This window comes from Mesorhizobium sp. LSJC285A00, assembly GCF_000503155.1.
Lineage (GTDB): Bacteria > Pseudomonadota > Alphaproteobacteria > Rhizobiales > Rhizobiaceae > Mesorhizobium.
On sequence record NZ_AYVK01000031.1, the window covers coordinates 19727 to 45977 of the forward strand.

Sequence of the window (26251 nt, forward strand, 5' to 3'; positions counted from 1 at the left end):
CGCCGTTTACGAGGCCCCGGACGCCGATGACTGGGAATCGACCAACTACGCCAATCTCGTCGGCTCGCCGGATGCGTCGACGCTGCGAGCGTCCGGCCGGCTCCGGGCCCTCAAGCGGCTCTTCGCGCCGACGCCGGGGGGGCAAGGACCTCCTTGACCAGGGCGCCAGCGTCGATTTGGTGTTGCCGGTGGCAAAAGCGTGACGGATCCGCTCTTCAATCGGATCCTGGGGGGACTGGCGCCCCTCAAAACCGGTGGCGCGGAACGAGCCCCGATCTGCATCTTGAAAGGCGCGTTTACCAGCCGATGGAGCGCCTCGACCGATCGCGTGCTCGACCGCTTTGAAGTCGCCTACACGCCCTCCCCGTATAATGCACCTGCAAACCGGCCCGTGCTCGCACAGCTGAGTGACTTCAACAAGCTGAAGCTTGCGCTGGCGGTCTTTCCGCTCGGAGTTTCAGCAATTCCTAGATGACTCACAAGATGCTAGCTCCCGTCCGCCATTCGTGCCCATTCCCAAAATACACCCGATTGCCCGCGCAGAACGGCGGACCCTTCTCGAGCACTGGCTCGCCTCAGAATGCCGCTGCCCCAGTAATGATCAACGTTTGGAAGATCATGGCGCGTGGTCGTCTCAGTTTTCATCCCCCTCCTCGGTTTCCTCGGCAAGAATCTCCCTCTCCTGCTCAAGTCTTCGAATAAGGCGATCGAACTCTTTGACCCCAATCGCGCCAGTTGAAACGAGGTGAAAGCTGGCATCTTTCGACAGCATCCCTGCCCACTCGCGCTGATCGCCGTGCGGGCTCGCCACTCGCTCGACCCCCTTGGGTTTGGCATGCGGGTCGCCGGTCAGCACCGGTGGCCATGAAAACCAATCATCCGCGTACGGGACCTTGTACGACTCCTTTGCCCAATATCGGTCATGGTCGAACCGAGGAACCCGATCCATGTCCACGCCCAGATCGTTCAATCGCTCGTAGAATCCCGTGTAATTGAAGTTCTGCGGGTCACTGTGGCCGTCCGGAATCCCGCGATCGACTTCTATATGTGGCACGATCGTGAGAACTCGATCGACCGTACGGCAAGCGCCAATATAACAAGCCGCTAGGCTCGTGTACTGCGCCGAGTTCGGAGAGCCCCCCTCCTCGTAGTCTATTTCAATGTTAATTGCCTTGCCCTTAAGGTCGAACTTAGGCAGCTTTCCGTTCTTTGGCTTCAAGCCGGACTCTGCCTTCGTCGCCCACACGTTCGTCTCTTGGAATGGCCACAAATGGACCACCTCTCCCGTTTTGAGAATTACCGCGTGCGACTTGTTACGCTTTTTCCCAATCCAAGGCTTCACTGTGTCGTAGGTGAGCTTTCCGTCCACGGTCTGGTGGAGGATGAAGTGAGTGCGCCCGGCGCAACTGCCATCCATAAGGTCACAAGCGTCCTCGAGGTCAGCCAATGGATCTGTCGAAATATCGTTAATGCCCATGTCCCACTCCTAGCAAATAAATCCCCGATACTAGCATAACGCCAATTCGGACGCAAAGTAGCCGAGGCCGGCTCGTAGCCGCACGGTCCGTTACAAGGACTCCGCCTTAAAGACCGTCTATGCCAACGGATTGGCCGAAAGACGAGGGCACTCTCGAAACCTTCCTGCACAAGCTGAGGCTGGAACTGGGCGAAGCCAAGTGAGCCAACAAGCCCTGGCTTCGGCTCAAGATCACAGGCCTTTGTTTGCCGGACCCCTACGTGGCTCTCATGGTTGAGCGCCAAACTAGGCTACAAGGTCAAACTCCGAGAGATCAATCCGGAGGCTGTAGTCATCCCACCGTCGACGCACGCTTTGAGTTCAGCGACGTCCCGCAGTGCGCCGGGTTCAACCTTACCGACCTCAGGCTCCACGCAACCACAAGAAGTTCGCCCATTTTTACATCGACCTGACCAACCAGTTCTGCGACGCCAAAACCTGCCACGTCTTCATAAACGGCAAGATCGCCTACCGCGACCAGCATCATTTGGCGACGCCGTTCGCGGAGACGCTGGAGCCGGCGGTGGAGAAGGCGCTGTTTTAGGGGGTGAGAAACCTAGGATTCAGCGCAATCGAAGAAGCCACTCCTATCTAACACCGGCAATTCCGGTCGAACATGATCAATCGCTGCCGCCAACCTGCGGCTGTTACTTGGATTTCGTACTTCTGCCGTCCTGGTTCTGAGCCCTCTTGGGATTGGAGTTCAGCGGTACGTCGCGCCAATAATATTCCGCGTAGCGCGAGAAGGCCCAAATGAAGCTGGCGGTCAGCCAAACCAGGGAGATTAGGACAAGGGACAGAAGCAAATTCTGCCACCACGGAGAAATATCTGCCCATTGCCCTGGATCATACCTGTTCAGATCGGTGGAGGAGGAGGGAAGCGCGTTTTCGACATTAATCCCGATCCAGAAGACGATGTTCGAAACAATAAAGAGCGATGTGGCCAGGTAGAGCGTGATCTCAATCCGGTTCGATATTCGATCCGCGACGGTGACATTGAGCTGATAGAAAAACTTGGAAAAGAAAGTCACGAGAAAAAGCGTTGTCGCGGCAATGACCAGCGCCGGCACCAGACGCTTTATCCATGGATCGACCACATCGATCGGGATGACGTTGAGATTGAATATCCAGTCCACGATCAGAGCGGTTCCACCGACTCCAATAGTGAAGACGAGAACCCGCGCGATCTTATCACCTTGCCGATAGAACCTTTGCAACTTTTGCCGCGCCGCATCGACATAACGGTTAGTGTCAAATCCATACTCGTCGAGGAAGGCTATGAGCGCCAGAATGATGCCGAAGAATGCATCGCCGAAGGATTTGCCGTAGACGCCGAAAAGCGCGTAAGTGATAGACACGGCTGCGACAGCCAGTTTCAGATTGAAATGTCTTGACCCCTGCGTAGCCGGTTTGTTCAGCAAATCGTTCACGGTTTCCCTCCGCTGTAACATTTCCCCGACAGCCAGAATAAGCCGGTTAGATCGAATTGCAATTGCGCGATGACGGGACGGTGTCGGTAGTAAGTTGCAACCTTTTTGGACCTTACAACCTGAATGAACCGAATTCACGCCCCTGAAATCGCTCACCTGTTAAATACTCAGAACAAGCTCGTCATTCATTACGACGTTCATTGAGCAGGATTGTTGAGCATTACCCTTTCATGAGCCCTGAACTCACGTGTGCTAGTGTGCCAGGCCTCTTGTCGCTGACCGTTCAGCGACCAGCAGGCGCGGTCTTGTCAATCACAGCTGAAATCGCCTTCTGCCACACGCCGACGAGGTCACGCGCTTTCACTACCAACTTTGCTCAACGGAAATTCTGGATCACGTTTGAGCACATGCCAATCTGAATTTTCCGCAACGATCTCTTTGATAATACTTCCGGGGTCATCCTGAGGTCACTCGCCTAGCCAGCTCAGATCGCTTCAACGTAGGCAGCGGCTCGATACCGCCCATAGCCGACCTTCACGAACAGCCCTTCCTCGCACATCCGGGAGAGGTAGCACCGTGGGATGCCGACGTCGGTGAGATCGCGAGTCCGTACCTCGCCGCGTTCTTGCGCCAGACAACGGCGCGATTCCGGAGCGATGGTGGACGCCCATCTGCGAGGTGTAGCGCTTCCGCGCGGTCCCGATCACGTTTTCGCATTTGATGCGGCAGTGCCGCGTCCCGGAGTAGCGCTATGGCGAATTCGTATTTCTCAGATTCATCGATCCCGGAGAGCCAACTTCCAAAGATTTGGCCAATCGTGAGCATTGGCGGCGGCATAAGCCGCAGCTCTTTGTGCAGCAGATGCGCGAGGTTGGCGGCTTCGGATTTGAGGACATTCCACGCACGGCCGTTTGTTCTGCCCAATTGAGCGCGGATACCGTGCCGCTCATCTACCATGGAAGCAGTCGAACGACGCCGCTCGCTGGCAAAGTGTCCGCCTTGCGCTTGCCCGATCTCATCGATTGCAAACAGGAAAGCTTCACTTCGAAACGCGCGAAACCTCTGTCGCACATACAACATAGACGCCATCGCTGACATTGTTCTAACCGGCGTCAATCACGATCATCGGATTGAACCGTGGTGGACCCTTGGCGAGCAGCGCACCGCCATCATTTAGGGGGACAAAGGAACTTGGAATCGCGCTTGTAACGACCCCGAACTTCGGTCTTCTGCTCGACAATCCGCGAACAGATGATCTTCACGCGATAAAGCGTATCGCCATCACATTCGAAGAATTCCAGCGTGAAGGGGTGGCCTGCGCACTCCATCCTACGGCCGGACCTATCGGGACTTTGAGCGCTGGTCGAGACTTATTGCCGAGCGCTGTTTGGTGCAAGGCTGCAGCGCGTAGTTGTCGAGCATCAGCTCGCCAACATGACGGCGTCGTGCCGAGCGGTGCCGCCGCATGATGCCTCAACGTCGGGCTCACCACAAACAATGCTGTCCCCATTGAACGAAACTGTCGCGAAGCGAACAGTCGAACTGTAGCCGAACGTTTTCCGTTAGTGCTTGGGTGGATCCGCAAGGCAAAAACAAGGAAGTGCGAACCAAGGTCCGCCCGCACAATTGAGCTTCAAGCCGCAGCTGGTCGTCAGGCTGGCACGTCATTTGCGGTCGAATGCAGGACCCTTTGTGATGCCTACCTCTACCAGCTGAGTTGACTGTGATGATTGTACAAAATTTTGCAGACCTCCATTTCGGCGAAAATTATGTTATCGGCAGCTAAAACCAAATATTACAACAATCAACAGAATACATTCTAGGATTTCCTTCAGGGCTTAGCTGACGGCGCAGCAAAACTGCGCACGTTTCGAAGTTGTTCACAGCATCACTCGCGTCCATCACTTTATTATTAAAGCGGAGATCGACAATGACCATTAGGAGCCTCCTCCTCGGCTCAACTGCGGCACTGATTGCCGTTTCCAACGCTCGCGCCGTCACCACCGCCGCCGAGCCTGACCCGACTGAGTACGTCAAGATCTGCGACGTCTACGGCTCGGGCTACGTCTACATTTCAGGCACCGAGACCTGCCTACGAATCGGCGGCTCTGTCCGTTACAACGTCGGATTGTTTGACCACTCAAGAACCTCGGATGTGAGGACTGGTGAGCATCAGAGCGCGTTGCAAAACAACACACGCTTCACATTGAAAACCTGGACCGGCCAGGAGACCGAACGCGGGACGTTGAAGACCTACACCGAAACCCGCGTGAACTTCGGCAGCCACCAGACATCGGTTTCGGACAGTTCTCGGTCCTATGCCTTGAACGGAGGCAGCGGCCTGACTATCGCCTGGCTTCAGCTTGGTGGCCTGCGAGTTGGTAAGGACCGGTCGGCTTTCGACATGTTTATTGGCTGCGCGGGTGATGTACTGAACCAGACGCCGGCTCCGTACGGCGCTTTCGATACCAATGTGGTTCAGTACTACTTGGACGCAGGGAACGGCTTTTCGGCCGTGGTTTCGCTGGAACAAGGCTCGGACGTGGTCGGCACAATCGACAGCTACGCTCCCCACATAGTAGGCGGCTTGAAATACGCACATGGCTGGGGAGCGATCACCGGCGTTGCAGCTTATGATAGCAACTACGAATCGGTGGCCGCCAAGGTCCGTGTCGACATCAATGTCACCAACGAACTGTTGCTATCCGGAATGTTGGGCTACGGTTCCCATGGCCAGCTCAACTATGACTCGACGAATTCGGTAGACGCTCATGGTCGCGGTTTCTATAAACCTTGGGGCGGGAACTGGGCTTTCTGGGCTGGCGCCGGTTACGAGCTCACCGAGTCAGCTTCGTTCAACCTTCAGCTCTCGGGTGATCAGCTCAACAACTATGGTGTCGCTGCGAACGTCGCCTATGCGTTCCTTCCAGATTTCACAGTTACGGCTGAACTCGACTATGACCGCTACGGAGGCTCCGCTGTCGGAAAGGTGAAAGCTTCCGAAGTGAACTGGACCAATGCCAACAAGAAGAGCAGTGTCGGCGGTATCCTGCGTTTCGAACGCTCATTCTAATGCGATGAAGCGTTGAGCTCCGAGGTCCAGTTGATGCGCGGACATTCCCCCTACATTCCGTTGATTGTGCATGCACGGCTCGGACGGCCGTCGTACGCGGCGACCGTCATAGAGGGGTTTGACGCCGTGCTCCTGAACACGGCGGTCCCGAGGGCGGCCGATCCGGTCGGCATGGCGCGTGCGTTCGGCAAAGCGGTCGATGCCGGTCGTGAAGCTTTCAGCTCGGGAATGCTCGAACGGCGCTACCCACCGACGATCGGCAGGGCCGTCTACTCATGAAGTCGTGGACGTGCCGGCTGGATTGACCGGCTGGTTCCGCTCGGCATGAGTCTGGTGCAGCTCCGGATAAAGGATATGGACGAGAAAGGACTGCAGACGGAAATCCGCCGCGCGAACGACGCCTGCGCGGTCCATGGTTGCCAAGTGAGTCAACGACATTTGGCGCACGGCAATCGTGGAAGGCTGCGACTTCGTCCATCTTGGTCAAAAGGATTTGGCTGCCGCCGATGCTGGCGATGAAATAAGTCGGATTGAAGCTCGGCCTGTCGATCCACGATCACACCGAACTGGAAACGGCGCCAGTGGCGGAACCGGAGTATGTGGCGCTCGCCCCAGTCTATCCAACAGCCTCAAGAAGATGAATGGGCGTCGCGAGGACTCGAGCGGATCAGCGGTGGAAGCACCAGGTCGCGCCGATCCCATTGGTCTGCATCGGCGGCCTCAACCTGACCGTCTCGAAGGCGTTTTTTGAGGCTGGCGCGGAAAGCGCAGCCGTGGTCACCGACTTTGCGCTGAACGACGCCCCAGAAGCGCGCACGCGAGAATGGATCGAAAGACAGAGCAATGGCGCCGAGGCGAGAACCGCATCTGCTCGTTGTTGTCGGGTCAGATTCCCGCGGTGGGGCTGGAATTGCCCGCGAGATCGAGACGATCGCTTGCCTTGACGTGCGCACCTGCCTTTGCTGTCAGCGCGCTGACGGTGCAAACCCAGGAAGACGCCTTGGAAATCCAAGTTACGCAACCCGGTCTGGTGACGGGTCAAATGCGCGTTGCGCTTCAAGCTAACAGAGTGGCCGGCACCAAGGTTGGCATGCTCGCAACGGCTGAGATCATCGTCGCTGCGGTTGCAGGCTGTGCTGCGCGAATATCGGGCGCATATCGACAGTCCAGATCCGGTGCTGGCTTCCATGTCAGGCCGAGCGCTTCTTGAAGCAAGCGCCATCCCGCATCATGAAGTAGCATCTGATGCCGCTTTGCCGTGTCGACACCCAATGTCATTGAACTGGCGCTTCTTGCCGGCTCAGTGCTACCGGTGAATGAGGCCGGCGCGCTTCAACAAGGACCCCAAGCCACCCCGTCTGCCGGACTCCTCCAAATTCGAAACACGGATGGTTCCTATCCAGACAATTGATTTTATCAATCTGCGACAATACCGCATAGCGGCGCCGGCGGAATGATCACCGGTAGCAAGACGAGCTGCTTTCAGTGGCCTGCACGACGCGCACCGCGACCGAGTACAAGCCGGCTCGTCTGCAGCCATGTTCGGATCGGCCGCATCGGTGCGCCGAATGAGATTGCCGGCGGAACGCTCTATTCGTGCAGCTGTGACGGCAGTCATCTCACCGGAGCCATCCTGCCGATGGATGGCCGGCAGTCGGTGCAGCATGGGCTGACACTGTTCACGGAATGAAGCCGCTCGCGCTTCGGACGGTTGAAATGGAGGACATTAGCTTGGAACCGATCAGTCTCGACGAGCTTCTGGCCAGCGTCGGCAAGGAAGTCGGCGTGTCGCCGTGGCGGGTGGTCTCGCAGCGGATGATCGACCAGTTCGCCGAGTCCACCGATGACCACCAGTTCATCCACTGCGATCCGGAGCGCGCCAAGCGCGAGACGCCGTTCGGCGGCACCATCGCACATGGCTTCCTGTCGCTTTCGCTTTTGTCGGCGATGACTTTCGAGACCATGCGGCCGCTCGAAAACTGCAAGATGGGTGTCAACTATGGCTTCGAATCGCTGCGCTTCCTGGCGCCGGTGAAAACCGGATCGCGCATCCGCACCCGTTTCGTACTGGCCGACGTCAAGGTCAGGCCGTCGGGCTGGGTGCAGACGGCGCTGGGCGTGACGATTGAGATCGAGGGCTCGAAAAAGCCGGCGCTGACCGCGCGCTGGTTGACGCTGACGCTGATCAAACGCCAGCCGGAGGCGGCCTGAATTGTCAACGAGCGTCAGCAGAGACGATCTTCACGTGCCGGGGCGATGTAGGCGACCAGTGCGCACCGATCGGCAACGCGGCCACGGGGGTCGGCTAGATAGAGTGGCAGGAATGCCTAATCGGGGCTCCGACTCGGAAGGGGCTTCGATGTATCGGAAGCGCTTCGGCTTTCGGCGCTGCATTCCTTCTTCACGAAGGTCCATGGAGAATTCCCGACTACGGGGTCGAAAGATCGGCTTGTGATCGGAGTGGGCAGATCCTCCCCGACTGAATCTGCCAATAGGGTGTTATCGAGTCAACCGGGTCGAACTTGAGGTCGCGGGTGTCGCTGATCGGCTGCTCGTCGAGCTCGAGAGCTGCCAGCTAAAGGCAGAACACGGCTATGAAGAGCTCCGCAGTTGATGTGGATGCCCAGAGCTGGGAGTGCACCGACGAGTTCCCAGCGGGCGAACTTGCCATTGGTAGCGCGCCAGACCAGTGGCGAGAAACCCTCGATGAGAAGGCCCCCGAGGCGCACGCGGGATGGACTACAGTGGCGTTTGGCGAGAGGGCCTTCGAAGACGAGATCGAGTGTAAGATGGACGAGCTCGACACGCGAATCGCGCAGTCCCTGCCATCGCGCCTTGTCCGCGGCGCTCGTGCGAGCGAACTGTTGGTAGATCGAGCTGACTAGATGAACCGGGATGGCATTAAAGCGGAACTGGAAGAGACGCCCTGGCCGAACTAAGCAAGATCAATCCAGCCATCGCTAAAGGTAGGCGAACACGAGACGTTCGGACTCCGTGCCGCTGAAATCCTCAAATTGAATCGGCCGGACCGTTGGAGCTATCATCACCCGCTTGGCTTCCAGAGCTACGGAGCGGGTTGATTATCTGAACGTCCTCGAAGTCCTTTTCATTGTCGGTCACTACGACACACTCGTTGGCTTCGGCTACAGCGGCAATGATTGTGTCTAGGGCGCTCCGCGAACGGCCTCTGGCTTTGCCGTTGGCCATCAGCCGCGCCCACACGAGGCCAGCTTTCTCGTCGAACGATAGCACGCGGCCAGCGAACAGCGCTTGCGGGCCTTCGGAGCCCTCGAACCAAGTTTCAAGGCTGCTGCGCTTTTTCCCCTTCGGCTTCTCTAGGATGCCTCGGCGAATTTCGGCGACAGTAAGCGAAGCAATGAAGAGGTCTTCGTCCTTCTGCGCGCCCATCCAGGCCAGCAACGAGCCCGAAGGCTCCGGCTTTATGACGTTGCTGATGATATTGGTATGAAGAAGGTAGCGCGTCACAGGTCGATCTTGCGCCCCTCTTCGCGCGGCCGGCTGAGGTCGAGATTGGAGCCAACCAGAGGCGAGCGACGCAACGCGGCGAGAATGCTGCCCGCTTTCGGTGGCTCACCCGCCACGGCTTGCTGTATGGTCCGACGAAGCTGTCGGGCATCCGGCCCGCTCTCCGTTAATTTTCGGGCAAGAGTTCGCAGCAGATCGCGGTCTGCGTCGAACGCCTGGATCTCGAACCGCGCGATGCCGCGCTCAGCCAGGCGAGAGCGATAATTCTCGATTGCTCTCTTCTGTGCAGTGTTGCCCATCGCGTGCCTCCGTTCTCTATCCGGATATATAGCCATGGCTTCTTCGGAGCACAATGTGCCCCGTCATCGGCCAGCACTGGCTCCTGCGCGACGCGCGCTATTGATAGAATTCCAGCTTGTCGAAGCACTGACTTGGCATCATTGTCGCGAAACGGAGTATTTCGCGTCAGGACAGGAACGCGATCATAGCGCGCCGAAACGGCAACAGCCGAAAAGCTTCGTGTGGTCGCCGGCGCGGCCCGCGAATCGGCTGTGTCTGCGTCGCCGAAGCCCGATCGACGCTTCGTCAATCTGGTCCGGCTGCTGGCACGACAGGCCGCACGTGATTTCGTTCAAGCCGAAACGGATAGCCAGACGCGAGACCGCGTCCCGGAGTAAGGGGCCGCCTCATGAAGGTCGCGCTTGGCGCTCGCTACTCAACTGACAATCACCGAGACGCCTCGATCGAGGATCAGTTGCGGCTCTGCTGCTTGCGTGCTGAAAAGCAAGGCTGGACAATCGTCGACAGCAATACCCACCGCGCGATCTGCGGCGGGGTCGCTGTTGCGTCCCGGCCTTCAGGAGCTGATCAGCGATGCGATGCAGGGCAAATTCCTTGATCGTGCTCGCAGAGGCGATGGATCGCCTGACCATGACCGATGCAAACCGGGAGCAGGCCAGGCTGGGCAAACGTTGCAACAGATCCTTCAAGGAAATTCATAGACTCTTAGCAACTCCGGCTCGCTGTGAATGGTAGGCTTATTGCAACGTCTGAGGTCAGTGGTTCCAAACCGTGGCCCCGCTTGTCTTCGACTGGCCGACCTGCTTGCAATTTCGGCTAAAGGCAAGAAGAGCGCCCATTTGTTTGTTCGACACAGGATATCGACGGTCGTCACGGCCACCGAGATTTGTCCGGTCGTTGGACAACCCTTCGAAATCGCAACTTCTGCGGAGAACGCGAAATGAGAAATTCGGTAGGACTTGGTCCTGAGCCATGATGACACTGGTTAGTCGCCTACGCATGGCAGCGCATCCTGACCGCCTTCGAATCCTGGGCCTTTGTGCGCATGCGGACCTAACTGTCTGCGAGCTAGCGGAGATTCTGAGCGTGTGTCGAGAGCGGGTTGCGCGACACGTCCGGCTGCTCGCCAGAGCCGACTTTCTTTGCTGCACTGAACAGCCTCCGTGGCGCTCGTACCATCTCAACGCAGGATCCAACGACGGCGGGCTGGTTCAATTATTGGTCGATCTCCTGCCCCATCGCGACGGCTATCATAAACAGGACCTGCAGCGGCTCGAAGCGGTACGAGACACGCGGCCGAAAGGGACCGCGTGCTTGATCGTGAAATAGGTCAATCCAATTGGAGCGCGAAGCTACCATGGACAACTCCGCAGACGGCGCGATCGCACAGCCGGACACCCACGGGCGGTCTTCCTTGGCCGCGGTTGATTGCCGCGTCCACGAGCTGCTTCTGAGACAGGAGCGGCAGGAGCGGACGACCCTCAAGCTCATCGCCTCAGAGAACTTTGCGTCCTCGGCCGTGCTGGAAGCGAACGGCTCAATTTTCACGAACAAGTACGCCGAGGGGTACCCCGGCGCGCGCTACTACGCTGGAAACGAGATCGTTGATGAGCTTGAGGATCTGGCCATTGGGCGCCTGAAAACGCTATTTGGCAGCGAGCATGCCAACGTCCAGCCTTATTCCGGCTCGCCGGCCAACCAGGCTGTCTATCGTGCGCTTTTGAGTCCCGGTGACAAAGTCATGGGCTTGCCCCTTCCGGAAGGGGGCCATCTGACTCATGGTTGGGCCATCAACTTTTCCGGAACTGACTATCAACGCGTGCCCTATGGACTAGATGAAAAGACACAGCAGATTGACTATGACCGCTTGCGCGAGACAGCCAAGCGGGAACGGCCGCGGCTCATTTGGGTCGGCGGAACCGCTTACCCGCGTGTCTTTGACTACGCGGCAATGGCAGAAATTGCCCTGGAAGCGAACTCCTATCTCGTAGCCGACATTGCGCACATCAGCGGCCTGATTGCCGCGGGAGCGCACCCGAATCCCGTGGGCCATTGCGACGTGGTCAGCAGCACGTCCCACAAGTCGATCCGCGGTCCCCGCGGTGGCTTCATTTTGTCAAGGAACGAAGATCGCTATCAGGCCCTGTATCATACAAAGAGCAAATACAATCTCGCCAGACGAATAGACCGGGCGGTCTTCCCTCACCTGCAAGGCGGACCTCACATGAATGCCATCGCTGCGCTAGCGGTTGCCTTGCACGAAGCCGCGAACCCGTCCTTCCGAAGCTACGGCCAACAGACGGTCAAGAATGCCAAGGCTCTGGCACATGCACTGCTTGAGCGAGGTTATGACCTGGTTACCGGGGGGACGGACAATCACATGCTGATCCTTGATCTTCGCGATCGGCCACTATCGGGCAAGGCCTATGCCGAGCGACTAGCAAAGGCAGGAATCATCACAAACTTTAATATGGTGCCTGGCGACCCGCGGCATCCGGCGGTCACAAGCGGAATTCGCCTGGGGGCGCCAGCAGTGACGTCAATGGGCATGCGCGATGTGGAAATGGTGCAAATTGCTGGCTTCATTGACTCCGTCCTCCAGCGGCCAGACGACGAAGATCTCCATGCCTGCGTGCGAAGAGACGTTGCCGACTTGTGCGCTGCGTTCGAGGTCCCGGGCATCTCCGACAAGTAAGGTGGGCCAAGCAAAATGCCCATACCACATCCAACATCCGAAGCGAGGTATTCATGGCTAGGCAGTTCGTGTTCTCTTCCGAATCGGTTGGCGCGGGGCACCCGGATAAGTTGGCCGACAACATCTCGGATGCCATCCTCGATGCCATCCTCCGCACAGATCCCAAGGCGCGCGTCGCCTGTGAAGCGTTGGTAAAATCAGGGATAGTCGTTCTGGCTGGCGAGATCACCAGCGATGCCCAGGTGGATTACAGCCAAGTTGCGCGCGATACGATTCTCGACATTGGGTACGACGACGAGGCCGTCGGCTTTGACGGCCGGCGTTGCTCCGTCGTTCATGCCCTCACCGAGCAATCGCCCGACATCAGCCAAGGCGTTGACGAGGGAAGAGGGCAAGACCTCCAGCAGGGAGCGGGAGATCAGGGCCTCATGTTCGGCTACGCATGCCGCGAAACCGATACCCTGATGCCTTTGCCGATCCAGCTCGCTCATCGCTTGACGAAACGGCAGGCGTATGTCCGGAAGGCACAACAGCTTGGCTGGTTGCGTCCTGACATGAAATCCCAAGTCTCAGTGCGCTATGAGGGGTTGCGCCCGGTCGCCCTGGATACCATCGTCGTGTCGACGCAACATGACGAGCAGGTCTCGCAAGAGACTGTCCGCGAGGGCGTCATTGAGGAAATCATAAAGCCTGTCCTGCCGACCCACCTGGAGACGGAAGGCGTCAGAATTCTGGTCAACCCGACGGGGCGGTTCGTAGTCGGCGGGCCGCGCGGCGACTGCGGTCTCACTGGACGCAAGATCATCGTCGATTCCTATGGCGGGACGGGTCGTCATGGCGGCGGCGCCTTCTCGGGCAAGGACCCGTCCAAGGTTGACCGCTCGGCTGCCTATGCAGCCCGCTATGTCGCAAAGAACATCGTCGCTAGCGGACTTGCGGACGTGTGCGAGGTGCAGCTTGCTTACGCAATCGGCGTGGCCAGTCCGGTTTCCGTCATGGTCAACACGTTCGGGACAGCCAGGGTTGAGGAAAGCAGGATCGAGCGCCTCATTCTTGAGTTGTTCGATCTCAGACCGAAAGGCATTATCAAGATGCTTGATCTCTTACGCCCTATATATCGCAATACAGCGACCTATGGCCATTTCGGCCGTGAAGAGCCTGATTTCACCTGGGAGAAGACAGACAGGGCGGACGAATTGCGTCGCGAGGCAGGACTCGCCGCCCCGTGAGAGCCGCAGGCGAACGGATTGGCAAGCGGAAAGCCCATTTCCACCGGGCAGACCCGCGCCTGGCAGGCGTGGCGAGAAGCCGGCTCGGGTTTTTTGGCGGAGACATTGATGCCGGATTATGACGTGCTTTGCATCGGCAATGCCATTGTCGACATCATCGCCCAGTGCGACGAGGNAGACATTGATGCCGGATTATGACGTGCTTTGCATCGGCAATGCCATTGTCGACATCATCGCCCAGTGCGACGAGGCATTCCTCGAGATCAACGGCATCATCAAGGGCGCGATGAACCTGATCGACACGCGCCGCGCCGAACTGCTCTACAGCCGCATGGGCCCGGCGATCGAGGCCTCCGGCGGCAGTGCCGGCAACACGGCGGCCGGCGTAGCCAGCTTCGGCGGACGCGCCGCCTTCTTCGGCAAGGTCTCCAACGATGCGCTGGGCGAAATCTATGCGCACGATATCCATGCACAGGGTGTCGCCTTCGACACCAGGCCACTCAAGGGCGAGCCGCCGACGGCGCGCTCTATGATCTTCGTCACGCCCGACGGCGAGCGCTCGATGAACACCTATCTCGGCGCCTGCGTCGAGCTTGGCCCTGAGGATGTCGAGGCCGACAAGGCATCCGGCGCCAAGGTTACCTATTTCGAGGGCTATCTGTGGGATCCGCCGCGCGCCAAGGAGGCGATCCGGCAGACGGCGAAGCTCGCACACGAGGCCGGACGCGAAGTGTCGATGACGTTGTCGGATTCGTTCTGCGTCGACCGCTACCGGGACGAGTTCCTCGAGCTGATGCGCTCGGGCACTGTCGACATCGTCTTTGCCAACAGCCACGAGATCAAGTCGCTCTACCAGACAAAATCCTTCGACGAGGCGCTGGCTCAGATCCGCAAGGACTGCAAGATTGCCGCCGTCACCCGTTCCGAAAAAGGCTCGGTGATCGTGCGCGGCGACGAGACCGTCACCATCCAGGCGACGACGATCCGCGAGCTGGTCGACACCACCGGCGCCGGCGACCTCTACGCCGCTGGCTTACTCTACGGCTACACGACCGGACGCAGCCTGCAGGATTGCGGCGATCTCGGGTCGCTGGCAGCCGGGCTGGTGATCCAGCAGCTCGGGCCAAGGCCGCGGCAGAATTTGCGCCGCGAGGCGGAACGGGCTGGGTTGCTGTAGATGCGCGGGCAACTAACCAGCCGCCCTACTGACGCGATGACCGCAGTGGCGGAACTGTGTCAAAGCTCGCTGCGATCTTCTGCATTCTAACGACGTTGTCACGCGCTTGAAGTCTTGTCCGAAATCCTTCATGGGCGACCTGCGAGGGATGTCGCAGCCCGACAGGAATCCATTAGTTGGACAATGGTGGCAGCGCAGCAGCGCAGCCAATGGGCGACTGAATATTTCACAATGTTAGACAAGCGTAAAAGCGCGATCGCATAACGACATAAACATTTGGTTATGCGTCATTGACAGGAGAGCGGATTGTTGTGATTGTCTGCGTGTCGTGGTTCTTCGCGTGCGGCGCTGCCGCAGCGAAGCTAAGAGGGAAGCCGGTGCGATGCCGGCGCTGCCCCCGCAACTGTTAGCGGCGAGCCAATCCACTCATGTCACTGAGGCGAATACCCTCGGGAAGACGGGTAGAGGCTATGACCCCGCGAGCCAGAGACCTGCCACGGCGAATTACGTCCACGGGCGGGGTGTCTCGGTGGCCGCTGCAACCGGCGTGCCGGCCTGCTAGCGCCTTCCTTGTCACCGACGCCCCCAACCATCGGGGTATGACATGACTGTCTCTCAGCAAATTCCTGTAGCAACGCTCGGCGTGCCGCGCTTCGGTCGTCGGCGAGAACTGAAATTTGCCCTCGAAAGCTACTGGTCCGGAACATCGTCCGCTGGCGACCTTCTTGCGACGTCGAAGGCGCTCCGAGCCGCTAGCTGGGAAGAGCAGCGCGATCGCGGCGTGTCGAAAATCCCGTCGAACGACTTCTCGCTTTACGACCATGTGCTCGACACCGCAGCCATGGTCGGGGCCATTCCATCCCGGTACGGCTGGAATAGCGGCGAGGTCCCACTTGACATCTACTTCGCAATGGCGCGCGGCAACCAGGGTCAGACGGAGGATTGTGGACACGCCGGTCACCAGGAGGAGGCTCATGGACCTGGTGTAACCGCGATGGAAATGACCAAGTGGTTTGACACCAACTACCACTACATTGTGCCGGAACTCGATGATGATCAGACGTTCGCCCTCTCGTCATCGAAGCCGGTCGATTACTTCCTCGAGGCTAAAGCTCTCGGCATTCACACACGCCCAGTCATCCTTGGACCCATCACCTTCCTCAAGCTGGCGAAATCGCGTGCCGAAGGGTTCGGTCCCATCGCGCTCCTACCGCGGCTGCTGCCCGTTTACGAGCAAGTCCTGCAGAGGCTGAAGCTGTCGGGAGCCGACTGGGTGCAGATCGATGAGCCAGCGCTTGTCCTCGATCTGAACCCGAACGAACGAGCTGCGTTCGAATTCGCCTATGGCCAGCTGTCGAAAGCCGCGCCCGAGCTGAAGATCATGCTGGCTACGTATTTCGGGTCGCTGGGAGACAATCTCGAAACCGCGGTTTCTCTGCCCCTGGCCGGCCTGCATATTGATCTCGTGCGCGCTCCCGAGCAGCTGGAAATGGTGGGTCGGCTCGCTCCGAAGGATCTGGTGCTCTCGCTCGGCTTGATCGATGGCCGCAACGTCTGGCGTGCGAACCTGCCCGCCATTCTCGACCGCATCAAACCGATCGTCGCCGGCTGGCCCTTGGACCGCGTCGAAATCGCGCCTTCTTGCTCGATGCTGCATGTGCCGATTGACCTGCGCATGGAGACGGAACTCGAGGCCGACATCAGGTCGTGGCTCGCCTTCGCGGCCCAGAAGACCGACGAGCTGGTCTTGCTGGCCCGGGCCCTTTCCAAAGGCAGGGATGCGGTGGCAGCCGCGTTGAAAGCTTCTGCCGAGGCTGCCGCCACTCGCTTGACGTCCACGAAGATCCATGACCCGCTTGTTGAGGGGCGGATCGCCAGCATTGACCATAGCATGAAACGACGAGAGAGCGCTTTTGGCGAGCGCTCCAGAGTCCAGGCCGGCACGCTCGGGCTGCCGCCGTTCCCGACGACGACAATCGGGTCCTTCCCGCAGACGCCGCAGGTACGCCGCGCGCGGTCCGCTCATGCGAAGGGCCAGCTCAGTTATGTCGACTACGAGATTTTCCTGAAGAAGGAGATCGAGTCAGCAATTCGTTGGCAGGAAGAGATCGGGCTGGACGTGCTGGTGCACGGTGAGTTCGAACGAAACGATATGGTACAGCATTTCGGCGAGCAGCTGTCCGGCTTCGCCTTCACTCAGCATGCCTGGGTGCAAAGCTATGGGTCGCGCTACGTGCGTCCCCCCATCATCTTCGGGGACGTATCGAGGCGCAATCCGATGACGGTGCGCTGGTGGCAATTCGCCCAGTCGCTTACGGAAAAGCCTGTGAAGGGAATGCTCACAGGCCCAGTGACCATTCTCAACTGGTCCTTTGTTCGAGACGACGTACCCCGCTCCGAAGCCTGCCGCCAGATCGCGCTCGCCATCCGCGACGAAGTGACGGATCTCGAAAGGTCCGGCGCAAGGATGATCCAGATCGATGAGGCCGCGTTTCGCGAAGGATTGCCACTGCGCCAATCTGACTGGAAAGCCTATCTCGACTGGGCTGTCGAATGCTTCCGGATCGCTTCAACGGGTGTAAAGGACGCGACTCGAATCCATACCCACATGTGCTATTCGGAGTTCAACGAGATCATCGACGCGATCGCTGGAATGGATGCGGATGTCATTCGATTGAGACGTCGCGCTCCAAGATGGAACTGCTGGACGCCTTCACGAGCTCCAAATATCCGAACGANTCATTCGATTGAGACGTCGCGCTCCAAGATGGAACTGCTGGACGCCTTCACGAGCTCCAAATATCCGAACGAGATCGGTCCCGGCGTCTATGACATTCACTCACCACGTGTGCCGGAGGTCTGCGAGATTTCGGACCTAATCATGCTTGCCCGCGAGCGACTGTCCGACGGCCAACTGTGGGTAAACCCGGACTGTGGCCTCAAAACACGCAAGTGGGAGGAGGTCCGCCCTGCCCTCATTAACATGGTCGCTGCAGCGCGCGCGCTCCGGGAGAAAGTGGCCTGAGGCTTCTCCTTCCTCACCGTGTGGTGAGCTACCGGCTGGCTCCTGTCGGCCGTGAACATGCCAAACCGGCACACTCTTGGAAATGAGCCACTCGGCGCAAATGTGCAATTTCCCTACGGCACGTGTCTTAATCCCGCAGAAATATAAATGTGGCACTACGCTATAATATTGGTTCCTTGGGGACATACAGGCCCCGCGCCTCGAACAAATCGGACACGCGTCGTTTCTCAAAGTAGACTGCTTGGCGCGTTCGCTCAGGACAATATATGGTGCTGCGTCTGTCCGCCCCCAGTTGATCGCGCAGACTACGGGCGAGGTGGCAGGGTTCGGGTATCGCTAGCGTCCCGCCAATTCGGAGATGGACGTCGCAATTCGTGTCGCCAAGTAAAAATCGCCAATCATTTTCGATTGCGAGTCCGCGGCCAGTTGGCCCTTATTTTCCTGAGATCTGCGTTACAGGCCGGGGCGTTGTCGCCGTTTCTGAGGGTAAGATGGGATAGGCGACGTCAGGTGCCTCTCCGGTCAGCGAGTTGAGGAAGGCAACAAGCAGGTCAACTTCTTCGTCCGCCAGTACTACGCCGAGCTGGGTGGTCCCCATAATGGCGACGGCCTGTTTCAGATCCCAAACCTTGCCCGAATGAAAGTATGGCGCGGTGAGTGCAACGTTGCGCAGCGGCGCCACGCGGAAGACATAGGAATCGTCGGCTGCATTGGTGACCTCAAATCGGCCCTTGTCTTTGTCCGGCAGGACTTCGGCGCTGGGCCGTTCCACGAGGCCGAATGGGTAATAGGCTTGCCCACCAACGTTGATGCCGGCATGGCAGGACGAGCAGCCTTTGTCCATGAAAAGCACCAGGCCCTGTTTCTGTTCGGAAGTCATGGCAACCTCATCACCATTCAGGAAGCTGTCGAACGGGGCAGGTGTGACCAGTGTCGCCTCGAAGGCTTCGATCGCCTTGGCGAAGTTGTCGAAGGTGACCCGATCGGCTTCAGCCGGAAAAGCTGCATCGAACCACTCGACATATTGCGGCATGGACTTGAGAGTGGCGATGAGTTGGCCCGGTGTATTGGCCATTTCGATCCCGGCTTGGACCGGTCCCTTCGCCTGAGCCTTCAGGTCTTCGGCACGACCATCCCAGAACTGGGCGATATTGAAGACAGCGTTCAGTACAGTCGGCGCGTTGCGCTGTCCCTTCTGCCAACCATGGCCAATCGAGGTTTCGTGATTGTCGTCGCCGCCGGTGGCCAGGTTGTGGCATGAATTGCACGACAAGACGCCTGACGCCGAGACGCGTGGATCGAAGAACAGTGCCTTGCCGAGAGCGATCTTTTCCGGGGTGATCGGGTTATTGGCGACTGTCGGCGTGGTGGATGGCAAAGCCGTGAAGGTGGCCAATGCCGTATCTCTGAGGTCGGTGGGGATCCAATCCGCAGCAAAGGCGGTGGGTGCCAGCAAGGTGACAGCCATCGTACTGAATAGGATTTTCATAATTGGTCTTCCTGCGTCGTCCACGCAGCCATTATGCGATCTGCGGCTCATGAACGCCCTGAGCTAGATCAGCTTGAGGGAGAGGACGGGGTCTCACACCTGTTTTCGCAGCTGAGCTGGGACCCTCTTGGAAGTGATCGCTCTTCTCGATTGGACTTCAGGGAGGAGGAGTATCCCTGGTTGGCAACCGGTTTTATGCATCAAAGCACGCCCTGAGGGCGGCTTCGTAGATTCGGTCACTGCGATCTTCCAGCCAAGGTTGAGAAAGTCGACAGCATCCGCAAGACTGGCAATCTCTTGCACGATATGCGCTGCACGCCTTGCGAAAAGTGAGCTTCTGAAACGTCAGGGTTCATTCGTTCCTCCTGACCTGCTGATTGCGTGAATCGGCCTTGTCGACACCCGCCGACTGCACATTGTGATGTCACCAGCGATGGCGGTTTCAATACCTAAGCAGCGACGGTCTATGCGACAGTATGGAGGTCGTAGCGGAATAGCCGTTCTGCCTTCATCGATCGTCACACCGGCATATAGCTCCGCTTCTACGAACATCCCATCACGCGAGGATGGCGCGGCGCTTGAGCAGGTCCACCCGCTGCAACTGCCTCACACCTTGATCCACAGATCCTAGGCGATGACGATGTTGTCGTCATCATTTGACGGGCGCGGGGCATTGGCTCATAAGCGAGCCACGGCAAACTGTGCGGTTGCCAGTGCGTAATGAAGTGAATTGGAATGATCTTCGGTTTGGGAAACACGCACGTCCGACGCAGCTTGCGTTGACAGAGGCGGTTTTAGGCGCAATAGCACCTCCGCTGGCCTATTTTGTGGAGTTCAATTGTGGTTCGGCCAAAGGCGCGGGGCGCCGGACCGGCCCCTTGTAAACGTAATCAGAGAGAGAGAGAGAGAGACCCTGCATGGAAGAAATCTTACCGCGCATCGCCACTGGTGCCGGCATCGGCCCGGCTGTCGCAGAGAAGGCCGTTGGGTTAATGCTGGGTTTCCTGCGGAGCCACGCGGCCGACGGTCCCGGCGCGCGCATGATCGAGGCCATTCCGGGAGCTTCGGAATTAGTAGCGAAGTATCATGGGGACGACCCAGAGGGTGGCGGCCTTATGGGGCTCGGGCAGCAATTGATGAGTGAGGGTCTCAGCATGGCAAAGATCGCCGCCCTCGCCAACGAGACGATCGCCTGCGCCAAGGAACATGCCGGCGACGAACTCGTGGACGAGGTCCTCAATTCCGTTCCTGGCCTTCCCCAGTTCGTCTGATTAGCGGCAGCCGGGGCGCATGACCTTGTGCGCCCGTGCCGGCCCGTTTGCGCAGCAGGCATTCTCCGCCGGGCGTTCCGCACCGATCTCGTGAGACCACCAACCGCCGGGCACGCGGAGCGAGCGCTGGAGTACTTCATTCGTCTATCGAAAAATCAACTTCAGGCGATTCGATGTGTATAATTTCTGGCGGTAAGGGTTTATCCTGAACGCTTTCGATGAAGCCCGCGAGATAGGCAAACGTATTGTATTTCTCGAGGACTAGCCGCTTCGCCTCTCTTATTGCGCCGCGACGTTCCTTCCAGAGGTCTGAGTTGATAATTTCTTGAATTTTTTGGATTACGTTCTTGTCCTCTGGGTCAATCAGAACCATAGAGTCCGAAGGGAAGAACCTCGTGATTGCCGGGCTGCCGTAATAGATCGGCATTGTTTCAGCGACGAAGCAGTCCATAAGCTTCTCTGTAAAATAGTAATCAGCACGAGTATTCTCGAACGCTATACTGTAGCGATAAGGTGCGAGTGCGTTCCATTTATCTCCAATCAGCCGAAAACCTCGGCCGAACAGGTCAAAATCGAGCTCCTTTCTTAGCCGTTCCAGAAACGCCAGCCGATACCGATGTCCTTTAAGCAGGGCGATGTTACTGGTAATCCATGAGAGCCGAAGTGGCTTATCCATGACTTCGCTGACCAGAAGTTGGTCATATGTCTTGTTTACAGACCAAGACCGAGTGATCGGTGGAGACAAAACGAATCGGCGCGCTGCATTCTGCCGAGCAACCAGCTCTGCGTCAGACGTCAGGACGATAGTATTTTTCCCCTGCCCTTCATGAAATGCACGATGAGCTTTCGTCGGCGGTTCGCCGATTGCAAAAATTGTCCTGTTGGGGCTCGCCTCGATATCAACAGGGAGCCCAAAAAGAGAAGCAGAGTTAAAGACAATATGCCAATCGGGCACGAAGGATGTCGTGCGTACAAAAGCGACATTGTTCCAGATTCCACTGCCCTTTGGAGTGAGGTGGTGGATTGCATCATCCAAAACGCCCCAAGAATCTAGACATGTAGCAACAATGGGCGCCGGGCGTTCCGTCAACAATTTCGCCGACAAAGCAGTTCCACTCCCTTCACTCGTGAAGGTACTCAATCGCCATTTAGGATTGCGGCAACATCGGGCAGCATAAACCTTCCGGGACCTGCTGTCGAGGCAATTGTCGCTTTGCACTTGACCAGGTTCTTCCTCGCTTCGTGTGGTGATCAGGCCGGCTGAGTGGCAGCATGCGTGCCTAAGGAGTTCGCAGCCGGCGCTGCCTAATGGTACATTTGATCGTCTTCAGGCGGTTGATCAGCCCTTCCGCCTCGGCCGTTCTCCACGGCAGCAATGGCATCGCGAACGGAGTCAACGTCACGGCGTAGGACCAGACCGAAACGCGTGATGGCGATGAGCCGGGTGACGCCAAGTCGATCGAAGTGCCGAGCTTGCCCAACTCACAGGCCCCGCAAAATGCCGGGGAAGGGCATGGCAAGCCTGCGCATAGTGGCAAACTCATGTCATCCCTGCTTCAGGACGTCGACCTTTCTGGCCTGGTTGATCGTCAGCACATCCGGAGGCTTCATGCAGAGGGCCTCGGCGACTACCGGCGAGATCACACGGCCGGTCGCGGCATTCTGTATGAGGACGCGTCGCTGGCTGGTTGATGCGTATGATTGATGCAGGCGGCTCACTGTCCTTGCCCGGCCTCTCGGCGCGGCGCCAACTTGCGAGAAGCCGCTCCAGATTCGAGAAGCTGCCGGTCGCCGCGCTGTTTGATATCGTGGAACAGGTGTCATCCGCAGCCATTGCCGCCTCTCTAGGACCGGCTAAGAAACGCCTCGAAATACATCGATGTCCTAAGTTTATCAGCGGCGGTTCCCAGCCCCTTTGCAAGAGCGGTTCACCGGCGATGAACTTACATCACTTTGGCCATTGCCAATGAACGTTTGTTCCATCGTCCCTGACGCCCACCATCAAGCGACCACTATCCGTCGATTTCACAGTGCAAAGAAGCAAAGCGAGACAAAAACAGCGCGCTTAGCCTCGAGGCTACTAGCAACTTCGGCGCTAAGTTAGAGCGGCACGCGCCACGCACCTCGGCAGGGTCGCCAACAACGAGTGGCTCAGCGGTCACGCCGCGAAATATGGCGCATCGATGTCGCTTCTGGACGAGCATTGGCAATAACGCAGTCAGAGACATTGTTGCTTTCAGCGGCAACCGGCCCTATGAAGCGACGCTTCGCTGACTATGTTTCACCGCCTGGAGAGTTTCATGACAGAAGAAGCCGGAAAAAACGTCGACACCCTCATTGAGCTTGCCGCCGATGTCGTGTCGGCCTACGTCTCCAACAATCCGATCCCGGTGGGGGATCTCCCTGCCCTCATCGGCCAAGTGCATGCGGCTCTGAGAGCGACGGCCGGAGGTGTCTCTGCACAAGAGCCGGTTGCCCTTACGCCCGCAGTCCCGATCAGGAAGTCGGTGACACCGGACTACATCATCTCCCTTGAGGACGGGAGGAAATTCAAATCTTTAAAGCGCCATCTGTCGACCCACTATGCGCTGACGCCGGGTGAATATCGCGCCAAATGGGGCCTGCCTGTTGATTATCCCATGGTGGCGCCGAACTACGCCGCGAAGCGTTCGTCATTGGCCAAAACGATGGGGCTCGGCCGCAAACCGAAAGCGCCGAAAGAGCCGGAAGCGCCGGTGCCAACGAAGCGAACTCGCAAGAAGGTCGCGGCTTGATTGCGGCAATTGAAATTCTTCTGCTGCGTTCCAGCCATCGGCTTGATCTGCGCGTCACAAAAAAAGGCGGGGCCAACCCCGCCTTCCTTTTCAACAACTTTGTTTCATGAGGAATTCGCGACGATGCAGCAATCTGCTGCCCTCATTTTTTGCTCGTTCCTATCGAGCGGCAGTGAGAGCTCCGCACCTACACGCCCACTCTTGCGACTTCGCAGGAGAAAATTTCAACCAGCTTTGCTCAGGCTGCCAGCTGAGGACTTGCCAGTGCGGCGGTCCTGCTCGATCTCATAGTTGATCTTCTGGCCGTCAGCGAGGGTCGAGAGGCCCGCGCGTTCGACAGCGGAAATGTGGACGAAAACATCCGGACCGCCATTGTCAGGCTGGATAAATCCAAACCCCTTGGTGCTGTTGAACCACTTTACCGTTCCAGTCGTCATATACTTGTTCCTTCTTCTACAATGCAACGTGGGCAGGCCATTAGGCCTGTCCGAGTCATAGCCGAGAGTTGGGCGCAGCAAAAAGCGAAAAATTGTTAAGCCCCGATCAGCTGGCGCACTCCATTGCGGGCGTAGCCGCCAGAAAGCACTGTCCTACACTACCGCTCGAGCGTGCCCGGAAGCGCCCAATTTCTTCCAACGCTCCTCAGCGCCACGTCGATGGCTCGTGTTTGGAGGCGCGGGACGTAAGGCCGACCGCTGCTCGTGCCGCCAGGTCAAAAGGCCGGGTAGTTCACGGAGCTGCCTTCGTGCATAACGGCTTGGAAGCGCTTTAAGGAGTTCGAGTTGGATTGTTTCAAGAGGGTCGAGGGGTTGATCGATGCGACCAGCGTGGAAGCGATCGATAGCGCGCGCGTTTTGCTGGACCAGTTCAAGGGCAAGTCAGAAACAATCGCCCAAGCGATTGACGACTTCCTGCTTGATTTCATGACCTTGCTGTTTGTGGTAGAAGCCACCCGCGAGCAGTTCCACAATCCGGCGAGGCGGTTAGCGCGCATCAGATTGAGCAAGGTCAGGCTGTTACTCACGCGATGCTCTTGACCTAAGCGACCACTCCGCCAGGCATGCATTTGCAGCCGAGCGCACCAGGCGGTATTTTACGCACATGAAATCAATTGCGACCGCTAAATTCTGCTGTTTGGTTCCCAGGGACGACGGCAAGCGCGGACAGCTTCCGTGCTGCTGTCCTGCGGCGGCAAATGTGCTGCATGCCCCCATCCAAGGCGAGCTCGACGTTTGTTTCTTACGTTGACCAAGGTCCCGCGAAAACACTCCCCTTTCCGCAGCAACTCATCACTGTTCAACCGCCTCGCGTCAGGCCATCACGCCAGACGAGAGCAACGGCATCGTTTTTCCCGCCGAGTACGATCTCGTTTGCCAGCGCCTCGCGAATGTCGCCACTCGCCGTTTTTTGATCACGTCCGTCTTCGCGCGCGAGCAGGCTCCGCGGCCGACTTAGATACGGTGCTCACGCCTCTCCCCTTCAGCACCGCCCCGGTCTGACTTTGAGGAGAGCGATCCGCTGGAGCTCCCAACATCTCAATTCTGACCGTCAGTGCAGCGGCCTTCGGAGCGCATCCTGTACCCCTTGCCCAGCAGCGCGCCGAATCGTCTTCCAAATGAAGAAGATATTCTCAGCCGTGCTCGCGTCGCCTTCAGCCCTGGCCGATGGCCCACAATGTCGGATGCACAACATGTCAGACTGACTTGTCCACATGCCTCGACCGTTTTTCTGATCTGGCACGGTGCATGCGTGGTCGTCCGCAAGGCGTCGCGGATCAAGGAAAATCCCTCCAATGACCATCCCGCCAAGAACACCGCCGCCGGTCTCTGGGCCCATCCCAAAATGAGGCTCGAGTGAGCCTTGGCCGCATGATTCATCTGGCTCGGCCTGCCCGCGATCCTCCCACGGGATCGAAGACGCAGCCCGTTCATGAAAATGAGGAACAAATCACTGCCTCGAAACTTGCCTTTCCAACCGGAGCCATCGATCACCCCCTGGCTGCGCAAGCCGTTCACTGCCACCGCCCTGGCCTGGCGACGACCGCTCCGGCTCTGGCCGCCACCGACGGCGGCAAGATTTCCTGCTCGATGATGGCATGGAACGGTCGACATGACCCCGCGCAAATCGTCACTCACATGATCTGGCACAAGGTCCGCAGCGCCGACGAGCCATTGGGCAAAACGGAACTTGCCCCTTCCCTCGAGCGTCTGATCTTCAGGGCGACGCCCAACCGCCCCGACAGCGAGTTCGACGGAGCCGTCTCAGTCAGCGGCTACAATACCGCCCTCATTGCCTATAAATCGCTTTGGGCGAGATGATGGGCTTCGAGGCCGATGGCATGTTCAACCTCATTCTCAACGACGATGATATCGAGACCGAGCGAAACGTGATCCTGGAGGAGCGCCGTTGGCGCAGAGAGACGGACCCTCAGGTCTGGTGGACGAGGAGGTCAACGCGACGTTGCGGCCGAATCAGCCCTACCGCATTCCGGTGAACGGCTGGACGCAGGAGATGGAGAAGCTGAACGGCACCGATCGGTTCACGATGTGCAACGAATACCGCCGACCGAACAACGCCGTGCTGGTGGTGGCCGGCGACGCAGAGCCTGAGACGGTGAAGGCGCTGGCCGCGAAGACCTATGGCAAGGTTGCGCGCGGGCCGGACCTGCCACCGCGCAACCGACCGGTCGAGCCCGACTAGTAGAACCGCTAGGCGTCTTGTAGCGTATTCTCCCTCCCACTTGGGTACCGTGGTCTGCTAGCTGTATGGCCGAGGCCCTATAAGGA

General features: G+C 58.4%; 23 protein-coding genes, 2 pseudogenes and 1 riboswitch. Of the genes and pseudogenes, 17 read left to right on the plus strand and 8 right to left on the minus strand.

Going from position 1 to position 26251, the window contains the following annotated elements; translation table 11 throughout:
- Nucleotides 1-199 precede the first annotated feature (199 nt).
- Nucleotides 200-475 carry a hypothetical protein gene (locus X726_RS146335; RefSeq protein WP_023671826.1) on the plus strand — a complete coding sequence of 92 codons (276 nt, stop codon included), beginning with the start codon at nucleotides 200-202 and terminating at the stop codon, nucleotides 473-475.
- Nucleotides 476-634: 159 nt separating this feature from the next.
- On the opposite strand, the gene X726_RS146330 is transcribed toward X726_RS146335, so the two are convergent.
- A complete protein-coding gene (locus tag X726_RS146330; protein WP_023671827.1) occupies nucleotides 635-1477 on the minus strand; it encodes an N-acetylmuramoyl-L-alanine amidase in 843 nt (280 codons plus the stop codon).
- Between the two features lie 376 nt (nucleotides 1478-1853).
- Between X726_RS146330 and X726_RS146325 the strand changes: the two genes are divergently transcribed.
- Nucleotides 1854-2060 carry an SGNH hydrolase domain-containing protein gene (locus X726_RS146325; RefSeq protein WP_023671828.1) on the plus strand — a complete coding sequence of 69 codons (207 nt, stop codon included), beginning with the start codon at nucleotides 1854-1856 and terminating at the stop codon, nucleotides 2058-2060.
- A 103-nt stretch (nucleotides 2061-2163) separates the two neighbouring features.
- Here X726_RS146325 and X726_RS146320 read toward each other — a convergent pair whose 3' ends face one another.
- Both X726_RS146320 and X726_RS1000000172445 read right to left on the minus strand, forming a co-directional pair.
- Complete coding sequence (locus tag X726_RS146320; RefSeq protein WP_023671829.1) at nucleotides 2164-2946, minus strand: hypothetical protein; 783 nt, start codon at nucleotides 2944-2946, stop codon at nucleotides 2164-2166.
- 484 nt (nucleotides 2947-3430) lie between these two features.
- On the minus strand, nucleotides 3431-3604 hold the full coding sequence (locus tag X726_RS1000000172445) for a type IV toxin-antitoxin system AbiEi family antitoxin domain-containing protein (RefSeq protein WP_348626772.1): 174 nt from the start codon (nucleotides 3602-3604) through the stop codon (nucleotides 3431-3433).
- A gap of 1272 nt (nucleotides 3605-4876) precedes the next feature.
- On the opposite strand from X726_RS1000000172445, the gene X726_RS146315 reads away from it, so the two are divergent.
- From X726_RS146315 to X726_RS146300, 5 genes and pseudogenes are all read left to right on the plus strand, one after another.
- A complete protein-coding gene (locus X726_RS146315) occupies nucleotides 4877-6019 on the plus strand; it encodes a porin (RefSeq protein ID WP_023671831.1) in 1143 nt (380 codons plus the stop codon).
- Between the two features lie 18 nt (nucleotides 6020-6037).
- A pseudogene (locus X726_RS146310) lies at nucleotides 6038-6298 on the plus strand (thiazole synthase); the annotation flags it as partial.
- 21 nt (nucleotides 6299-6319) lie between these two features.
- Nucleotides 6320-6963, plus strand: a pseudogene (locus tag X726_RS1000000169480) (thiamine phosphate synthase).
- Between the two features lie 35 nt (nucleotides 6964-6998).
- Nucleotides 6999-7229: a hypothetical protein gene (locus X726_RS1000000171870; RefSeq protein WP_245272147.1), complete on the plus strand. Its 231-nt coding sequence runs from the start codon at nucleotides 6999-7001 to the stop codon at nucleotides 7227-7229.
- A gap of 506 nt (nucleotides 7230-7735) precedes the next feature.
- The gene (locus X726_RS146300) at nucleotides 7736-8230 is read left to right on the plus strand and encodes a MaoC family dehydratase (RefSeq protein ID WP_031194149.1); all 495 of its coding nucleotides are present in this window, start codon (nucleotides 7736-7738) and stop codon (nucleotides 8228-8230) included.
- Between the two features lie 798 nt (nucleotides 8231-9028).
- On the opposite strand, the gene X726_RS146290 is transcribed toward X726_RS146300, so the two are convergent.
- The gene (locus tag X726_RS146290; protein WP_023671838.1) at nucleotides 9029-9505 is read right to left on the minus strand and encodes a type II toxin-antitoxin system VapC family toxin; all 477 of its coding nucleotides are present in this window, start codon (nucleotides 9503-9505) and stop codon (nucleotides 9029-9031) included.
- Nucleotides 9502-9804 carry a hypothetical protein gene (locus X726_RS146285; RefSeq protein WP_023671839.1) on the minus strand — a complete coding sequence of 101 codons (303 nt, stop codon included), beginning with the start codon at nucleotides 9802-9804 and terminating at the stop codon, nucleotides 9502-9504. Before X726_RS146285 ends, X726_RS146290 begins: the two co-directional genes overlap by 4 nt.
- A 1000-nt stretch (nucleotides 9805-10804) precedes the next feature.
- Between X726_RS146285 and X726_RS1000000169500 the strand changes: the two genes are divergently transcribed.
- The 5 genes from X726_RS1000000169500 to metE all read left to right on the plus strand — a co-directional run bounded on the left by X726_RS1000000169500 (nucleotide 10805) and on the right by metE (nucleotide 17931).
- Entirely contained in the window at nucleotides 10805-11134 is a 330-nt protein-coding gene (locus X726_RS1000000169500; RefSeq protein WP_245272148.1) for a winged helix-turn-helix domain-containing protein, read from the plus strand.
- Nucleotides 11135-11162: 28 nt separating this feature from the next.
- Entirely contained in the window at nucleotides 11163-12500 is a 1338-nt protein-coding gene (gene glyA, locus X726_RS146280; RefSeq protein WP_023671842.1) for a serine hydroxymethyltransferase, read from the plus strand.
- Between the two features lie 53 nt (nucleotides 12501-12553).
- Entirely contained in the window at nucleotides 12554-13729 is a 1176-nt protein-coding gene (metK, locus tag X726_RS146275; RefSeq protein ID WP_023671843.1) for a methionine adenosyltransferase, read from the plus strand.
- Nucleotides 13730-13913: 184 nt separating this feature from the next.
- The gene (locus X726_RS146270; protein WP_023671845.1) at nucleotides 13914-14906 is read left to right on the plus strand and encodes an adenosine kinase; all 993 of its coding nucleotides are present in this window, start codon (nucleotides 13914-13916) and stop codon (nucleotides 14904-14906) included.
- A 312-nt stretch (nucleotides 14907-15218) separates the two neighbouring features.
- Nucleotides 15219-15420: riboswitch (cobalamin riboswitch) on the plus strand.
- 90 nt (nucleotides 15421-15510) lie between these two features.
- Nucleotides 15511-17931, plus strand: coding sequence for a 5-methyltetrahydropteroyltriglutamate--homocysteine S-methyltransferase (gene metE / locus X726_RS146265; RefSeq protein WP_023671846.1), 2421 nt, complete (start codon nucleotides 15511-15513; stop codon nucleotides 17929-17931).
- 433 nt (nucleotides 17932-18364) lie between these two features.
- Here metE and X726_RS146260 read toward each other — a convergent pair whose 3' ends face one another.
- A complete protein-coding gene (locus X726_RS146260) occupies nucleotides 18365-19420 on the minus strand; it encodes a cytochrome-c peroxidase (RefSeq protein ID WP_023671847.1) in 1056 nt (351 codons plus the stop codon).
- 917 nt (nucleotides 19421-20337) lie between these two features.
- On the opposite strand from X726_RS146260, the gene X726_RS146255 reads away from it, so the two are divergent.
- On the plus strand, nucleotides 20338-20691 hold the full coding sequence (locus X726_RS146255) for a hypothetical protein (RefSeq protein ID WP_023671848.1): 354 nt from the start codon (nucleotides 20338-20340) through the stop codon (nucleotides 20689-20691).
- 136 nt (nucleotides 20692-20827) lie between these two features.
- On the opposite strand, the gene X726_RS1000000170675 is transcribed toward X726_RS146255, so the two are convergent.
- Entirely contained in the window at nucleotides 20828-21781 is a 954-nt protein-coding gene (locus X726_RS1000000170675; RefSeq protein ID WP_156940697.1) for a glycosyltransferase family 10, read from the minus strand.
- A gap of 1210 nt (nucleotides 21782-22991) precedes the next feature.
- Between X726_RS1000000170675 and X726_RS146250 the strand changes: the two genes are divergently transcribed.
- Entirely contained in the window at nucleotides 22992-23465 is a 474-nt protein-coding gene (locus X726_RS146250) for a MucR family transcriptional regulator (protein ID WP_023671851.1), read from the plus strand.
- A 224-nt stretch (nucleotides 23466-23689) separates the two neighbouring features.
- Here X726_RS146250 and X726_RS146245 read toward each other — a convergent pair whose 3' ends face one another.
- Nucleotides 23690-23902 (minus strand): cold-shock protein, encoded by a 213-nt coding sequence (locus tag X726_RS146245; protein WP_023671852.1) that lies wholly within the window; start codon nucleotides 23900-23902, stop codon nucleotides 23690-23692.
- 345 nt (nucleotides 23903-24247) lie between these two features.
- On the opposite strand from X726_RS146245, the gene X726_RS146240 reads away from it, so the two are divergent.
- The 3 genes from X726_RS146240 (at nucleotide 24248) to X726_RS1000000171880 (ending at nucleotide 26165) form a co-directional block, all read left to right on the plus strand.
- Nucleotides 24248-24502 (plus strand): hypothetical protein, encoded by a 255-nt coding sequence (locus X726_RS146240; protein ID WP_023671853.1) that lies wholly within the window; start codon nucleotides 24248-24250, stop codon nucleotides 24500-24502.
- An 816-nt stretch (nucleotides 24503-25318) separates the two neighbouring features.
- On the plus strand, nucleotides 25319-25783 hold the full coding sequence (locus tag X726_RS1000000171875; protein WP_245272145.1) for a hypothetical protein: 465 nt from the start codon (nucleotides 25319-25321) through the stop codon (nucleotides 25781-25783).
- Nucleotides 25784-25871: 88 nt separating this feature from the next.
- Nucleotides 25872-26165, plus strand: coding sequence for an insulinase family protein (locus tag X726_RS1000000171880; protein ID WP_245264066.1), 294 nt, complete (start codon nucleotides 25872-25874; stop codon nucleotides 26163-26165).
- Nucleotides 26166-26251 lie beyond the last annotated feature (86 nt).